16 protein-coding genes are annotated in these 13,608 nt (G+C 72.9%); 10 read left to right on the top strand and 6 right to left on the bottom strand.

The features are described 5' to 3' along the window. Positions 1–12: 12 nt before the first annotated feature. Complete coding sequence (locus BKA22_RS06915) at positions 13–1,236, top strand: EAL and HDOD domain-containing protein (RefSeq protein ID WP_146952820.1); 1,224 nt, start codon at positions 13–15, stop codon at positions 1,234–1,236. Between the two features lie 35 nt (positions 1,237–1,271). Here the strand turns inward: BKA22_RS06915 and BKA22_RS06910 are convergent, their stop codons facing one another. Beyond that, a complete protein-coding gene (locus tag BKA22_RS06910; protein WP_146952819.1) occupies positions 1,272–1,712 on the bottom strand; it encodes a hypothetical protein in 441 nt (146 codons plus the stop codon). Between the two features lie 160 nt (positions 1,713–1,872). Between BKA22_RS06910 and BKA22_RS20300 the strand changes: the two genes are divergently transcribed. Next, positions 1,873–2,556, top strand: coding sequence for a pentapeptide repeat-containing protein (locus BKA22_RS20300; RefSeq protein WP_146952818.1), 684 nt, complete (start codon positions 1,873–1,875; stop codon positions 2,554–2,556). A 27-nt stretch (positions 2,557–2,583) separates the two neighbouring features. On the opposite strand, the gene BKA22_RS06900 is transcribed toward BKA22_RS20300, so the two are convergent. Together BKA22_RS06900 and BKA22_RS20295 are read right to left on the bottom strand one after the other, a co-directional pair. Then, on the bottom strand, positions 2,584–3,225 hold the full coding sequence (locus tag BKA22_RS06900; protein WP_146952817.1) for a histidine phosphatase family protein: 642 nt from the start codon (positions 3,223–3,225) through the stop codon (positions 2,584–2,586). Positions 3,226–3,351: 126 nt separating this feature from the next. Next, positions 3,352–3,780, bottom strand: a complete 429-nt coding sequence (locus BKA22_RS20295) for a superinfection immunity protein (RefSeq protein ID WP_146952816.1) — start codon at positions 3,778–3,780, stop codon at positions 3,352–3,354. A 141-nt stretch (positions 3,781–3,921) separates the two neighbouring features. Between BKA22_RS20295 and BKA22_RS06885 the strand changes: the two genes are divergently transcribed. Beyond that, complete coding sequence (locus BKA22_RS06885) at positions 3,922–4,575, top strand: GAP family protein (protein WP_179561669.1); 654 nt, start codon at positions 3,922–3,924, stop codon at positions 4,573–4,575. Between the two features lie 38 nt (positions 4,576–4,613). Here BKA22_RS06885 and BKA22_RS06880 read toward each other — a convergent pair whose 3' ends face one another. After that, on the bottom strand, positions 4,614–4,985 hold the full coding sequence (locus BKA22_RS06880) for a DUF4406 domain-containing protein (RefSeq protein ID WP_146952814.1): 372 nt from the start codon (positions 4,983–4,985) through the stop codon (positions 4,614–4,616). 48 nt (positions 4,986–5,033) lie between these two features. Between BKA22_RS06880 and BKA22_RS06875 the strand changes: the two genes are divergently transcribed. Then, positions 5,034–5,792 (top strand): DeoR/GlpR family DNA-binding transcription regulator, encoded by a 759-nt coding sequence (locus tag BKA22_RS06875; RefSeq protein WP_146952813.1) that lies wholly within the window; start codon positions 5,034–5,036, stop codon positions 5,790–5,792. On the opposite strand, the gene BKA22_RS20290 is transcribed toward BKA22_RS06875, so the two are convergent. Continuing rightward, positions 5,716–6,789, bottom strand: a complete 1,074-nt coding sequence (locus tag BKA22_RS20290) for an FUSC family protein (RefSeq protein ID WP_146952812.1) — start codon at positions 6,787–6,789, stop codon at positions 5,716–5,718. The genes BKA22_RS06875 and BKA22_RS20290 overlap by 77 nt on opposite strands. A gap of 45 nt (positions 6,790–6,834) precedes the next feature. Beyond that, positions 6,835–8,343, bottom strand: a complete 1,509-nt coding sequence (locus BKA22_RS06865) for a helix-turn-helix domain-containing protein (protein WP_146952811.1) — start codon at positions 8,341–8,343, stop codon at positions 6,835–6,837. Between the two features lie 162 nt (positions 8,344–8,505). Between BKA22_RS06865 and aceA the strand changes: the two genes are divergently transcribed. The 6 genes from aceA (at position 8,506) to BKA22_RS06835 (ending at position 13,557) form a co-directional block, all read left to right on the top strand. After that, positions 8,506–9,819 carry an isocitrate lyase gene (aceA, locus tag BKA22_RS06860; protein WP_146952810.1) on the top strand — a complete coding sequence of 438 codons (1,314 nt, stop codon included), beginning with the start codon at positions 8,506–8,508 and terminating at the stop codon, positions 9,817–9,819. A gap of 122 nt (positions 9,820–9,941) precedes the next feature. Continuing rightward, positions 9,942–11,621, top strand: a complete 1,680-nt coding sequence (gene aceB, locus BKA22_RS06855) for a malate synthase A (protein ID WP_146952850.1) — start codon at positions 9,942–9,944, stop codon at positions 11,619–11,621. A gap of 199 nt (positions 11,622–11,820) precedes the next feature. After that, positions 11,821–12,093: a hypothetical protein gene (locus tag BKA22_RS06850; RefSeq protein ID WP_146952809.1), complete on the top strand. Its 273-nt coding sequence runs from the start codon at positions 11,821–11,823 to the stop codon at positions 12,091–12,093. Between the two features lie 126 nt (positions 12,094–12,219). Beyond that, positions 12,220–12,504 carry a hypothetical protein gene (locus BKA22_RS06845; protein ID WP_146952808.1) on the top strand — a complete coding sequence of 95 codons (285 nt, stop codon included), beginning with the start codon at positions 12,220–12,222 and terminating at the stop codon, positions 12,502–12,504. 190 nt (positions 12,505–12,694) lie between these two features. Next, on the top strand, positions 12,695–13,021 hold the full coding sequence (locus BKA22_RS06840) for a hypothetical protein (protein ID WP_146952807.1): 327 nt from the start codon (positions 12,695–12,697) through the stop codon (positions 13,019–13,021). Positions 13,022–13,191: 170 nt separating this feature from the next. After that, positions 13,192–13,557, top strand: coding sequence for an immunity protein CdiI family protein (locus BKA22_RS06835; protein ID WP_146952806.1), 366 nt, complete (start codon positions 13,192–13,194; stop codon positions 13,555–13,557). The last annotated feature ends 51 nt before the right edge of the window (positions 13,558–13,608 follow it).

Below are 13,608 nucleotides of genomic sequence, written 5' to 3'. Positions count from 1 at the left end.
CGGAGGTGACCTGTGCGGGCTCGATACATCGCGCGCCAGCCGATCTTCGACCGTGCGCTGGCCGTGGTCGGCTACGAGCTGCTCTACCGCGGTGAGCGGCAGGGCCCGGCCAATGTCGTCGACGGCACGGCCGCGACCTTCTCCGTCCTCTACGAGGCCTTCATCGAGCTCGGGCTCGACGTCACCGTGCACGGGCTGCCCGCGTGGGTCAACGTCGAGCCGGAGGCCCTGACCGGCGGTGCGCACCTGGTCACCGACCCGGCCAGCGTCGTCCTGGAGCTGCTGGAGACGACCGAGGTCACGCCCGCCGTCGTCGCCCAGGTCGAGGACCTGCGCGCCCAGGGCTACACGATCGCCCTCGACGACTTCGTCCCCGACGACCCGCGCGCCTCGCTCCTCGACCTCGTGCAGATCGTCAAGCTCGAGCTGCCGGCCATCGCCGAGGGTGACCTGGCCGCGCAGGTCGCCGCGGTGCGCCGCCCCGGGCTGACGGTGCTCGTCGAGAAGATCGAGACCCAGGAGCAGCACGCGGAGGCCCTCGCTGCCGGTGCCGACCTCTTCCAGGGGTACTTCTTCACGCGGCCGCAGGTGCTCACCATGCAGGCCGTCACCGTCGGCACGGCCTCCGTGCTGGCCGTGCTGTCGCAGGTCAGCCGCGCGGACGTGCGGCTGCACGAGCTGAGCGAGCTCGTCTCGTCGGACGTCACGCTCTCCCAGAAGGTCCTGCAGGCGGTCAACTCGGGGTTCGCCGGCGTGCGCCGACGCGTCGACTCGATCCACCAGGCCGTCGTGCTGCTCGGGCTCGAGCGGATGCGTCAGCTCGTCACGCTCGTCGTCATGGCGGGGGCGACCGGCAAGCCGCACGAGCTGGGGCGGGTCTCCCTCGTGCGTGCGTCGATGATGGTCGCCCTGCTCGGGGCCAGGTTCCCGGACGCCCCACGGGCGCAGCGGGACGCGGCGTTCACCGTCGGGCTGATGTCCACGCTCGACGCGTACACGGACACGGACATCAGCGAGGTGGCCGAACGCCTGTCGCTGACCGAGGTCGCGCTCGACGCGCTCGTGCACCACGAGGGCGTCCTCGGCCGGCTGCTCGACACCGTGCTGGGCTACGAGGAGGACCGGCTGCCCGACGACGAGGCCGAGTGCGCCGCCGCGGCCTACCTGCAGGCGGTCCGTGACGCGGACGCCCGGTGGGCGGTCGTCGAGCTGGAGACGGCGGGCGTCAGCGCCTGAGCGCCAGCCGTCGACCCCGCTGGACCATCGAGGACTCAGCCGTCGACCAGGGTCACGTCGCCGACGTCCGACGCCGCGAGCCCGCCGGGCAGTGCGATCACGCTCGTGGTGACCACGTAGTCGGCGGTGCAGGCGCTGTCGGGGGGTGCGTCGACGGCCAGCGTGATCACCACGTCGGTGTCGTCCACGACCTCGATCGTCGTGGGCACGACCGGACAGGTCGACGACCCGGAGGTGTACACGACGATCTGCGAGGCGGCGGTGTCGACGAACGCCCCGCGTCCCGTCTCGTCGACCTCGACGCCCGGCGGCAGCCCGGCGTACTGCTCGACGATCTCGGCCTCGTGCGGCCCGTCCGAGTCCTGCCCGAACAGGAAGGACGGTCGCGTCAGCCAGGACACGAGCACGACGACCCCGAGCGCGACCACCACCCCGAGGCCGATGAGGACCCACCGACGTCCGCCCTGCTGTGCCACGGTCTCCCCCTGCGATCTACGTGCTGCCAGCCTGGCAGTTCGCGGCCCGGCGCGCGCGTCGTCGCGCCGGGCCTCGAGCGGGCAGCGGGCTGTCACGGGTACCGGCGACGGCTCCCACCTGCGGCGATGACGTGTCCGGGACCGGTGGCACGATGCTCCCGTGGCCAAGCCCCGGACGTCTCCCCGCACCCCTCGTCTCGACCCCGTCGTGCTTCCTGCGCTCGACGTGGGGTTCGCCGGTGACCTCGAGCCGGACGTGACGCTCGAGGGGCTGGCGTTCGACGACGTGGAGGTCGACGAGCTGGACCTGGGCGGTGCGACGGTGCTCGGGTGCCGGCTGTCGGGGCTGCGGGCGGGCACGGCGGACCTGAAGGCGACCAGGATCCGGGAGTCGGTGGTCGAGCGGCTCGACGTGCCGGTGATCCGTGGGGCGCGTGGCAGCTGGAAGGACGTCGTCCTGGATGGCGTACGTATTGGCTCGGCCGAGCTGTACGAATCGCGGTTGGAAGGGGTGCACGTCGTCGGCAGCAAGCTGTCGTTCGTCAACCTGCGCGGCTCCCACCTGCGGGACGTCGTCTTCACCGACTGCGTGATCGAGGAGCTCGACCTGCTGCAGGCCACCGCGACCCGCGTCGCCCTGGTCAACACCACAGTGCGGCGGCTCGACGTGCAGCACAGCACCTTCGAGCACGTCGACCTGCGCGGGGCCGACATCGAGGAGATCTCCGGGATCTCGGCGCTGGGCGGGGCCGTGATCAGCCCGGTGCAGCTGCAGCTGCTGGCCCCGGCCCTCGCGACGGCGCTCGGCATCGCGGTCGAGGAGTCGACCGCACCCCTGCTCTGACGGGCCGGGCTCCCCCGCTCGAACCGCTCAGCCGTCGACGGCGGCCGTCCTGGAGGCGTCGGGCACGCCCTGGCCGGCCACGTCCACACCGAAGGTCAGCACCTCGCGCGAACCGTCCGGGTGCACCTGCACGGTCGAGACGCTCGCGTTGGCGAGCGGCGTGATCGGCCCGGGCACGATCGTCGTCAGGTACGCCAGCAAGGTCACGCCGTGGCTGACGACCAGCACGTCGCCCTCCGGGTGCGCCTGCTCGATCCGGTCGAACGCGCTGCGCACGCGGTGCAGGTAGCCCGCGGACTCCTCGCCCCCGGGCAGGCCCGGGAACGTGCCGGCGAGCACGGCCGGGAACATCTCGAACGGGTCGACGCGCGACCACAGGTCGACCTCGGGGGTCGCCTCGAGCTCGCCGAAGCTGTACTCGCGCAGGTCGGGGTCGGTGAGGAGCGGGACGTCCGGGTGGTGGGCGAGGATCTCGCCGGCCGTGGTGACCGTGCGGCCCAGCGGGCTGGCGTACGCGGCGACGAACCGCCGGTCGGCCAGGTGCGCCGCGGTGACGCGCACACCCTCCAGCCCGGACGGCGTCAGCGGCGAGTCGCACCAGCCCTGGAGCAGGCCCTCGGTGTTGTACACGGTGCGACCGTGCCGCACGAGGGTGAGGGTGAGGGGCACGGGTGCCTCCGGCGTCAGGTCGGGGTGGGCTCCCTCGAGGGTAAGCCTCGCGGTGCGCGCGGCCCTCGGCCGTCCGTCCCATCGGGGCGGGGCGGGGCGAGGGCCGGCAAAGGACCGGGCGCCGGGTCAGGGCGCGCGGTGCCCTGTCCAGCGGACGCCGTCCCAGTACTCCTGACCCGCACCGGCGGGCGACGGGTACCACCCGGCCGGGACCGTGTGGGCCACCGGCGCGTAACCCGCCACCGGCACCGCCAGCACGGGCGTGTGCGCCTGGCAGGCCATCACGAGTGTGACGATCCACCCGACCAGGCTCCAGCCGAGCAGCAGGTTGAGCAGCCCGATCGTCGCCTGGTTCGACCGGCCACGGCTCGCGGCGACCGCCCACGGCAGCATGTAGCCGAACGTGACCACGGTGCAGATCCAGGCGGTGACGACGACACCGCTGCCGGGGTCGCGCCGGTCGGTGAGCACGGTCGGCGCGGCCCAGGCGACGGGCTGCTGCGGCACGGCGGACTGTCCGTACGCGGGCTGGTCGTACGGCTGGACGTCGCTCACGGACGGGTCCTCCTGCAGGTCGGCGGGGCGCGGGGTGCTCGCCCGATGGTCCTCCGCGCCCGGTGGTGCTACCCAGGACCTGCGGTCCGTCCCCGTGGGCGACGCGGTGGGATGGGTGTCCGGCGAACGAGGCGGTGCGGCGTGGTGCAGGCGATCGTGCAGGTGGTGCCCTTCGGGGTGGGGCTCGCGGTGGCAGCCGCCCCGATGGTGGTGCTGGCGCTCCTGCTGGCGACGAGCAGGCCGCCACGGGTCGGGGTGGCGTTCGCCGCCGGGTGGGTGCTCGGGATCGTGCTGGCGGCGTCGGTCGTCGTCCTGGTGGCCGACCTCGTGCCGGGCGGGCCGCCGCGCACGGTGACGTCCGTGGTGCGCGTGCTCGCCGGTGCGGCGCTGTGCTGGCTCGCGGTCCGTTCGTGGAGGTCCAGGGCGACCAAGGGCACGCCGCGGTGGATGGCCGGGGTGGGGGAGTGGACGGCGGGACGTGCCCTTGCCGTGGGGCTGGGGCTCGGTGCGCTGAACCCGAAGAACCTGGTGCTCGTCGTCGCGGCGGCCGGAGCCGTGGTGGAGTCGACGGACCGTCCAGCCGAGCAGGCGGCGGCGGTGCTGGTGCTGGGGCTGCTCGGTGGGCTCGGGGTCGGCGCGCCGGTGGTCGTGCGGGCCGTGGGCGGCCCGGCGGCGGACCGCGCCCTGGCGTCCGCGGGGGCGTGGATGACGGCGCACGCGACCGCGCTGACGGCCGTCGTGCTGCTGGTCATCGGGGTGCTGCTGCTGGTCAGCGGTGTGACGGAGCTGGTCTGACGGTCGGGGTCGGCACGCCCGGGTGCCCGCGTGCCCGGTCAGGCGACCGCGACCGCCGCGTGGTCCGGGACCTCGTCGAGGTGACGGTAGACGGGCAACCCGCGGGCCTGCGCGAGGGCGACGTCCTGGTCCGCCCCGGTGGATGCGCCGGGCAGGCGCAGGACGGCGTCGCAGTGCTGGATGAGCCGGGCCGCGGTGGGGTAGAGCACCTCGGCGGCGCGGGGGGCGGCGATGTCGTCGACGCCGCGCCCGCGCAGGACGGGCAGGGCGACCCACTCGCCGATCATGGGGACGTGCCCCTTGGTGAAGAGCGGGTCGGCGGCCTCCTCGAGCCGGGCGAGGTTGCGGGCGATCAGCTCCGGGTCGTCTCCGGTGCCGGAACGGTAGGGACCTGCGATGAGAATCAGCATGTCGGCTAAGGTACGTGCAGAAGCGTGCAAGAACAAGGAGAAACACGGATGCTGGCTGCCCATCGACGAGACCTGCTCCTCCGACGCCTGCGGGAGGACGGCCGTCTCGTCGCCAAGGACCTCGCGGTCGAGCTCGGGGTCTCCGAGGACTCGGTCCGTCGTGACCTGCGGGAGCTCGCGTCCGCCGGCCTCGTGCAGCGCGTGTACGGGGGAGCGCTGCCGGTCTCGGCCGCCGTCGTCGACTACGCCGCGCGCGCGCAGGTCCAGCCCGAGAGCAAGGAGCGGGTCGCGCGGGCGGCGGCGCGGCTCGTCACTCCGGGGTCGACCGTGCTGCTCGACGGCGGGACGACGACGCTCGCGGTGACGCGGGCGCTCCCGTTGGACCTGCGGGCGACCGTCATCACGCACAGCCCCACGATCGCTGTGGCCCTCGCCGAGCATGTCGACATCGACGTACAGATCATTGGCGGGCGGCTGTACAGACACTCGATGGTGGCATGCGGGGCCCTCGCCGTGGAGGCGGCCCAGCGGATCGGTGCCGACCTGTTCCTGCTCGGCGTCACCGGCGTGCACCCCGAGACCGGCCTGACCACGGGCGACGCGGACGAGGCCGCGATGAAGCGCGCGCTCGCCGCACGCGCCGCGGAGACCTACGTGCTGGCCAGCGCCGAGAAGGTCGGAGCCGCCTCGCCGTACCAGGTGCTGGGCCTGACCGACGTGGCCGGGATCCTCACGGACGCCCCGGAGGAGGATCCCGTGGTGGCTCGGCTGCGGGCGGCAGGGGCGCCGGTGGTCGTCGTCGGGTGAGCGTGCGGCGATCGAGCACCCAGCGGCCCGCACCGACGACGAGCAGCACGACGCCCGCGCCGACCACGGTCGTCACGATCCGGGTGGCGTCCGTCGCCAGCGCGGTCCCGGCATCCCCCGTCATGAGGATGACCGCCAGGGTGAGCAGCGCGGCGTAGCGCGTGTACGGACCCGACGTCGAGGCGACCGCAGCGGCCAGGGCGAGCAGCGCCCCGAGCAGGACGAGCAGCCGCGGCTCGGGCAGCAGGATCACCACGATCGCGGCGATCGCGCCGCCGACCACCGTGCCGACCGTGCGCCCCACGGCCCGCCGGCGGGTGGCCTCACCCGTCGGGTGCAGCACGAGCAGGATCGTCGCCGGCAGCCACCAGGCGTGCGACCCGGGGAACCACCGCATCGCCACGAACGTCGCCGCGGCCGTCAACGGGCACAGCAGCGCGGCGAACACCCGTGCGTCGGCCGGGTCCTCGCGCTGAACGGGGGGCAGGGGCACGGACCGCAGCAGACCGGTCGCGACCGCAGCCACCCACAGGCCGCCGACCAGCACGAACGCCGTGGCGGCGGTGGTGCGCAGGGCGAGCCCCGCGTCCGGTGCGACGGCCTCGAGCGTCGGTGGCGCGACGAGCGCGAGCGTGACGGGCACGACGGCCGAGGCCGCCGCGGCCGCACGACCGCCCGGAGCGCAGGCCGCGACACCGAGCGACAGGACGGCGACGAGTGCGGCCCCGGCGAGCGGCCACGGGCTCAGCAGCATCCCCGCCGCGAACGCCGCGGCCGTGATCAGGGCTCCCCACCACGCGAACCGCGGTCCGGTCAGGTAGCCCAGGAGCGCCGGCGGCAGGCCGAGGAACAGCAACGAGGCGGCCTGGCTCCACGGGCTGGCGGCCACCACCAGGACAGGGGCGAACATGAGCAGCAGGACGACCAGCAGCTGGGTCGTCTGCCGGGCACGCGACGGGTGGGGAGCCGACGACGCCTCGGCTGCGGGTGCGCTCACCTGGTCAGGGTGGCAGGCGGGCGGCGCTCCCGTCCGGACCTGCGCTCAGACCCGCGGTGCGTGCCGTTCGAGGAACTCGTAGACCTCGGTGGTGTCCACGCCCGGGAACACCCCGACGGGCAGAGCGGCCAGCAGGCTCGCGTGCGGGCGCGCGCTCGGCCAGGCCTGCTCGGCCCACCGCTCGGCGAGGGCAGCGGGCGGCTGCCGGCAGCAGGTCGGGTCGGGGCACCGGGACACCGAGCGTTCGGTCGTCTCCCGTCCTCGGAACCACCGCACGTGCGCGAACGGCACGCCCACGCTCACCGAGAACGCCCCCTGGGACGACGGCTGCACGCGGGACGTGCACCAGAACGTGCCCGACGAGGTGTCGGTGTACTGGTAGTACGGGCTGAACCGGTCGGGCAGCGTGAACACGACGCGGGCCGTCCACTGCCGGCAGACCGGCTGCCCCTCGATGGCCCCCAGCGGGTCGGAGGGGAACGTGACGCCGTCGTTCTCGTACGCCTTGTGCAAGGTGCCGCCCTCGTGGACCTTCATGAAGTGCACGGGCACGGCCAGGTGCCGGGTGGCCAGGTTGGTGAACCGATGGGCGGCGGTCTCGTAGGGGACCGCGAACGCGTCGCGCAGGTCCTCCACGGACAGCCGCCGGTCCGCCTTGGCCTCCTGCAGGAACGCCACGGCGCCGTCCTCCGGGAGCATGAGCGCGGCGGCCAGATAGTTCGCCTCGACGCGCTGCCGGAGGAAGTCCCCGTAGTCCCGGGGCTCGGCGTGCCCGAGGACGTGGCTCGCGACGGCCTGCAGCAGGGGTGAGCGTGCGTCGGCGACCCCCGGGTTGCCCTGCGGCAGGTAGATGCGCCCGTTCGCCAGGTCGGTCACGGTGCGCGTCGAGTTCGGCAAGTCCGGCACGTAGTGCAGCGAGAAGCCCAGGTGCGCCGCGATGTCGGCGGTCGCGCGCTGCGAGAGCGGGCCGCCGGGGTGGTCGATCGCCTTCAGCAGGGTGCGGGCGTGCTCCTCGAGGTCGGGGAAGTAGTTGTCCTTCGCGCGCATCTCGGCCCGCAGGTCGGCGTTGGCGCGGCGGGCCTCCTCGGGGGTCGCGGCGTTCTCGGTGAGCAGGTGCTGCACCTCGCCCTGCAGCTTGACGAGCGCCTCGAGCGCGTCGGTCGGCAGCGACTTGGCGACCTTGACCGGCGGGATGCCCAGGGAGGCGAACAGGGGTCCGCGTTGCGCGCGCTCGAGCTCGACCTCGAGGGCGGCGCGTCGGCTCGGCGCCTCGGTGCGCAGCAGCTCGGTGAGCGGCACGCCGAGCGCCTCGGCGACCTGGGCGAGCAGCGACAGCTTGGGTTCGCGGTGGCCGTTCTCCAGCATCGACACCTGCGAGGGTGCCCGGCCGATCGCGGCGCCGAGGTCGTCGAGCGTCATGCCGCGGGCGGTGCGCAGGTGCCGGATGCGTCGGCCGAGGACGAGCGTGTCGATGGCCCCGGCGGCGACCGCGGAGGGCGGGACGGACGGGCGGCCGGGGGTGCGGGTGGTCGGGGACGTCGTCGTCGTGGCCATGCTCCACGGTGACCCACGTCACACCCTTCTGTCGAGGAGAAGGAACGCCGATCTTCTGCTCCACCGACCGGTGAAACCGCGGTCCGCTTCCCACAACCTGGGTGCAGGGCGCCACGAGGACCCGGCGGACCCAGAAGAACGACCACCAACGGAGGCGGGACGATGACCACGACGACCGAGCGACGGACGCTCCCCGGTGACCAGACGCAGACCGCGGAGGAGCTGGAGGCACGCTGGGCCACCGACCCGCGCTGGGCCGGCCTCACCCGGACCCACTCGGCCGCCGACGTCGTCGCGCTGCGAGGCTCCGTGCGCGAGGAGGCGACGCTCGCCCGCAGGGGGGCCGAGCGGCTGTGGCGCCTGCTGCACTCCCGCACGCACGTCCCCGCGCTCGGCGCGCTGACCGGCAACCAGGCGGTGCAGCAGGTCCGCGCCGGCCTCGAGGCGATCTACCTGTCCGGCTGGCAGGTCGCCGCCGACGCGAACCTGTCGGGGCAGACGTACCCGGACCAGTCGCTGTACCCGGCGAACTCGGTGCCCGCGGTCGTCCGGCGCATCAACAACGCGCTGCTGCGCGCCGACCAGGTCGAGGTCGCCGAGAACGGCCGTGCGTCCCGTGAGTGGCTCGCGCCCGTCGTCGCCGACGCCGAGGCCGGGTTCGGCGGGCCGCTCAACGCCTACGAGCTCATGCACGCGATGATCGCCGCCGGTGCGGCCGGCGTGCATTGGGAGGACCAGCTCGCCGCCGAGAAGAAGTGCGGCCACCTGGGCGGCAAGGTGCTCATCCCGACCTCGCAGCACGTGCGGACCTTGTCGGCGGCGCGGCTCGCGGCCGACGTGGCCGACGTGCCGACGATCATCGTGGCGCGCACCGACGCGCTCGGCGCCGACCTGCTCACCTCGGACGTCGACGAGCGCGACCAGCCGTTCCTCACCGGGGAGCGGACCAGCGAGGGGTACTTCCGGGTGCAGCCCGGGCTCGACGCGGTCGTCGCCCGCCAGGCCGCCTACGCGCCGTTCGCCGACCTGCTCTGGGTCGAGACGTCCACGCCCGACCTCGGCCTGGCGATCGAGTTCGCCGAGCGGATCCACGCGCAGTTCCCCGGCAAGCTGCTGGCCTACAACTGCTCGCCGTCGTTCAACTGGCGCTCCGCGCTCGACGACACGCAGATCGCCCGGTTCCAGCGCGAGCTGGCCGGCCACGGGTACGCGTTCCAGTTCATCACCCTGGCCGGCTTCCACGCCCTCAACCACTCGATGTTCGAGCTCGCCCGCGGGTACGCCCAGCGCGGCATGAGCGCGTACGTCGAGCTGCAGGAGGCCGAGTTCGCGTCCGAGGCCGACGGGTACACCGCCACCCGGCACCAGCGCGAGGTCGGCACCGGCTACTTCGACCGCGTCGCCACCGCCATCAGCCCCGACAGCGCCACCCTCGCGCTCGCGGGCTCCACCGAGACGGCCCAGTTCACCCACTGACGCCGCAGCCGTCTCAGCCGCCTTCGCCGGCGGGCCGCGCACCCGGCCTGCCGGCGCCACCCCCACCATCTCGTTTGACGTCCCCGCCCCCGTTGGCGGAGGAGGAGAGCAGTGCCATGTCCATGACGACGATCGCGAGCTCGCGACCCCGACCCGAACCCCTGCCCGAGCCGCGCCGACCCTCGCTGACGATCAGCGGCCCGCGCACCGACGCCCTCGACCACGTCCTCACCGACGAGGCGATGACCTTCCTCACCGAGCTGCACACCCGGTTCTCCGGGCGGCGGCACGACCTCCTGCTCGCCCGGCAGCGCCGACGCGACCGGATCTCCAACGGCGCCGACCCCGACTTCCTGCCCCTGACCGCGCACATCCGCGCGGACTCCTCGTGGCGCGTCGCGGGCCCCGGGCCCGGCCTGGAGGACCGCCGGGTCGAGATCACCGGCCCCACCGACCGCAAGATGACCGTCAACGCCCTCAACTCCGGCGCCAAGGTCTGGCTCGCGGACCACGAGGACGCGATGAGCCCCACCTGGGAGAACGTCCTCGGCGGCCAGCAGAACCTGCACGACGCGATCCGCGGCACCATCGACTTCACCAGCGCGGAGGGCAAGGAGTACCGGGTCGGGGAGCAGACGCCCACGATCGTCTTCCGGCCCCGCGGGTGGCACCTGACCGAGAAGCACCTGCAGTTCACCGACCGCGCCGGCCAACAGGCCGCGTCGTCCGCGAGCCTCGTCGACGCCGGGCTGTACCTGTTCCACAACGCGGTCGAGCTCGTCGAGCGGGGGAGTGGCCCGTACCTCTACCTGCCCAAGCTCGAGGGGCACCTCGAGGCGCGCCTGTGGGACGAGGTCTTCCGCTTCACCGAGGCCTACCTGGGCCTGCGGTACGGCACCATCCGCGCCACCGTGCTCATCGAGACGATCACCGCGGCGTTCGAGATGGACGAGATCCTCTACGAGCTGCGCGACCACTGCGCGGGCCTCAACGCCGGCCGCTGGGACTACATCTTCAGCGTCATCAAGAACTTCCGGAACCGCGGCCCCCGCTGGGTGCTGCCCGACCGCGGTTCCGTCAGGATGACCGTCCCCTTCATGCAGGCCTACACCGAGCTGCTCGTCGCGACCTGTCACCGCCGCGGCGCGCAGGCCATCGGCGGCATGAGCGCGTTCATCCCCAACCGTCGACGCCCCGAGGTCACCGAGCGCGCGCTCGCGCAGGTCACCGCCGACAAGCAGCGCGAAGCCGGCCAGGGGTTCGACGGCACGTGGGTCGCCCACCCCGACCTGGTGCCCGTCGCCCGCGCCGTGTTCGACGAGGCGCTCGGCGAGCGCACCGACCAGCGGCACCGCCTGCGCGAGGACGTGCAGGTCACCGCCGCGCAGCTGCTCGACATCCCCTCCGCCGGCGGCGGCGAACCCGGAGCCGTCACCGACGCCGGGGTGCGCGCCAACATCTCCGTCGGCGTCCGCTACCTCGAGGCGTGGCTGCGCGGCTCCGGGGCCGTCGCACTCGACGACCTCATGGAGGACGCCGCCACCGCCGAGATCTCCCGCTCGCAGATCTGGCAGTGGGTCGCCCAGGGGACCGTCACCGCCGAGGGGACGCGCCTGACCCGGGCGCGGATCCTCGAGGTGCTCGACGAGGTCGTCGCCGGGCTGCCGCGCGACCCGCAGGACCGCGTCGACGACGCCGTGGACCTGTTCGCGCAGGTCGCGCTCGCGGACGAGTTCCCGACGTTCCTGACCGTGCCCGCGTACACGCAGTACCTGGTGGAACGGGGCGACGAGGGCGCCTGACCTGCGAGTGAGACGTCCGAGGTCCCGCACGGCCCTGGGAGCCGTGCGGGACTTCGGAGGTGTGGCCCCCGCTCGTCCACAGGCCCCGGCCCTTCCACAGCCACCCAGCCGCGCGCGTCGCACTCCCGCTACTGTCACGGCTCGTGAAGCGCAGCTCCATCGACACCGTTGCCGCGACGCTGCGTCGAGGCGGTCGAGCGTGATGGTGGTCCATGACCGTCGTGAGGGCGCCGCAGTCGCTGCCGCGCTGCTCCGGGTCGATGTCGACGAGCTCTACGCGCACTCGATCGACGTCCCGGAGATCGATGCCTTCTTCTACTGGCAGCCGATCCGCGGTGGCGCGCACCTGCTCGTTGCGCGCGACGGGTCGGCGCTCTTCGCCATCTCGTCGCTCGCGCTCGCTGACATGATCGAGCCCTTCCGCAACGGTCGCCGGACCGACCCGGCGCTGTTCGACCGGTGGGTCGGCTGAAGCCTCCGGGCCTAGGGGAGGTGGCCGCCGCGATTGGGCGTCCATCGCCCAGGCGAGCGCGCGAGCGGTGAGTCCGGGGCGATAGCGTCCGTGCCCACATCGGCAGGCGCTACAAGAAGGAGACCCGTGCGGTCGTTGGTGGAGAACCGCTGGTTCTGGCCGGCCGTCGCCTCGCCGCTAGCGGGGTTCGGGATCGTGGCGATGGCCGGTGGCCGTGCACCCGGGGTGGTGTCGGGTCTCGGGTTGCTGCTCGGGTGGGTCCTGTCGTTCCCGTTCGGTCGCGCGGAGGCGAGGTCAGCCGCGGACCCGACACCGCGGAGCCAGCTCGTGGTCGCAGGGTGGGGTGCCCTGGCGGTGGCCTGCGCGTTGGGCGGTCTGTGGCTCGGTCGCGCGCTCGATACCGGGTTCTGACGGCCGCGTCGCGCCACCGGCCCCGGCGGGCCCCGGGGTTCCCGGCGTGAACGACATGCACATGCTGACAGGGATTCGTCTTCGTGCAAGTGACGCTCGCCGACGAGATCCGACGTCCCTCGCGGTGTCGGCGCACATGTAGTGACGCACGGATCGACCCGGAGACTGGGATCGAGAAGGTGGTGTATCCGTGAATGCTCTCAGCGAAGAACCTCCCGCGATGGATGCGGAACTCAGTGATGCGATCGGGCCCTATTTCAGTCGAGGCCACTCGCCGTATCCCCGAGTGGATCGACGGGCCGCGGGCGCGACGGCACGCAAGCGCACGCCGGAGGTCCTTGTCCGCGAGATCGAGTCCCTCGTCGCGGAGATGAATTCCATCCCCGTCGACTGGACGGAGGTGGGTTACGAGCGCGGGTGCCGTTACGTCATTGACAGCATGGCTCGACGGCACCCGGAGCTCACGGGTGCGGCGATGAAGACGCTGGGATGGAACTTCAGCTACGTCAACCGGTGACAGGGCGTCCGCGGTCTCACGTGGCACAGTGGTCGGCACCCAGCGGACACGGCCGATCTACGAGGTCGTGTTCGGTGGCCGAGAGATCCGCGTTGCCGTGACTGTCGGAGACAACGGCTTCATTGTGGGGGCGAACCCAGTTGGCTGAGGAGCGCATGCGAGTCCGTGTGATGGCCGAGTACGAGTCGTACCCCCTGTGGCGGGAACGCCGCAATGGCGTGACGAATGTCTCCCCTGAGTCGCTCGGGTTGCCAGTCGAGCTCGCGGCACAACTCGACGCATGGGCGAGCCAGTTCGACTCCACACTCGACGTCGGCGATCCTGCGAACTCGGGGTTCACGGATCCTTCCCAGGAGCGCACCTTCTACGCCGAAGGGCTCGTCCTCGCGAAGGGAGTCGCGGAAGCGCTGGGCGAGGAGGCCGAGGTCGTCTTCTACGACGGGTCTGATTCGACCCTCAAGTCGCGGGTCGCCCGCAGGCGCGCACGCAGGTCGTCGAGGGCGGACGGGTCGACCGGGGATGCGAACGGACCGTAAGGCTGATGCGCCTCGCTCATGCCTTGCACCCTCGGACGCCCGGACCGGCGA

Source organism: Cellulomonas soli, from assembly GCF_013409305.1.
Classification (GTDB): Bacteria; Actinomycetota; Actinomycetes; order Actinomycetales; family Cellulomonadaceae; genus Cellulomonas; species Cellulomonas soli.
The sequence above is the reverse complement of the archived record's forward strand: the minus strand, read 5'-3'. Positions and strand labels throughout refer to the sequence as shown.

Coding starts and splice junctions, on each gene's coding strand:
- BKA22_RS06880 (WP_146952814.1), bottom strand. CDS start 4,985: ATGCTGATTCTCATCGCAGGTCCCTACCGTTCCGGCACCGGAGACGAC.
- BKA22_RS06875 (WP_146952813.1), top strand. CDS start 5,034: ATGCTGGCTGCCCATCGACGAGACCTGCTCCTCCGACGCCTGCGGGAG.
- BKA22_RS06865 (WP_146952811.1), bottom strand. CDS start 8,343: ATGGCCACGACGACGACGTCCCCGACCACCCGCACCCCCGGCCGCCCG.
- aceA (WP_146952810.1), top strand. CDS start 8,506: ATGACCACGACGACCGAGCGACGGACGCTCCCCGGTGACCAGACGCAG.
- aceB (WP_146952850.1), top strand. CDS start 9,942: ATGACGACGATCGCGAGCTCGCGACCCCGACCCGAACCCCTGCCCGAG.
- BKA22_RS06835 (WP_146952806.1), top strand. CDS start 13,192: ATGGCCGAGTACGAGTCGTACCCCCTGTGGCGGGAACGCCGCAATGGC.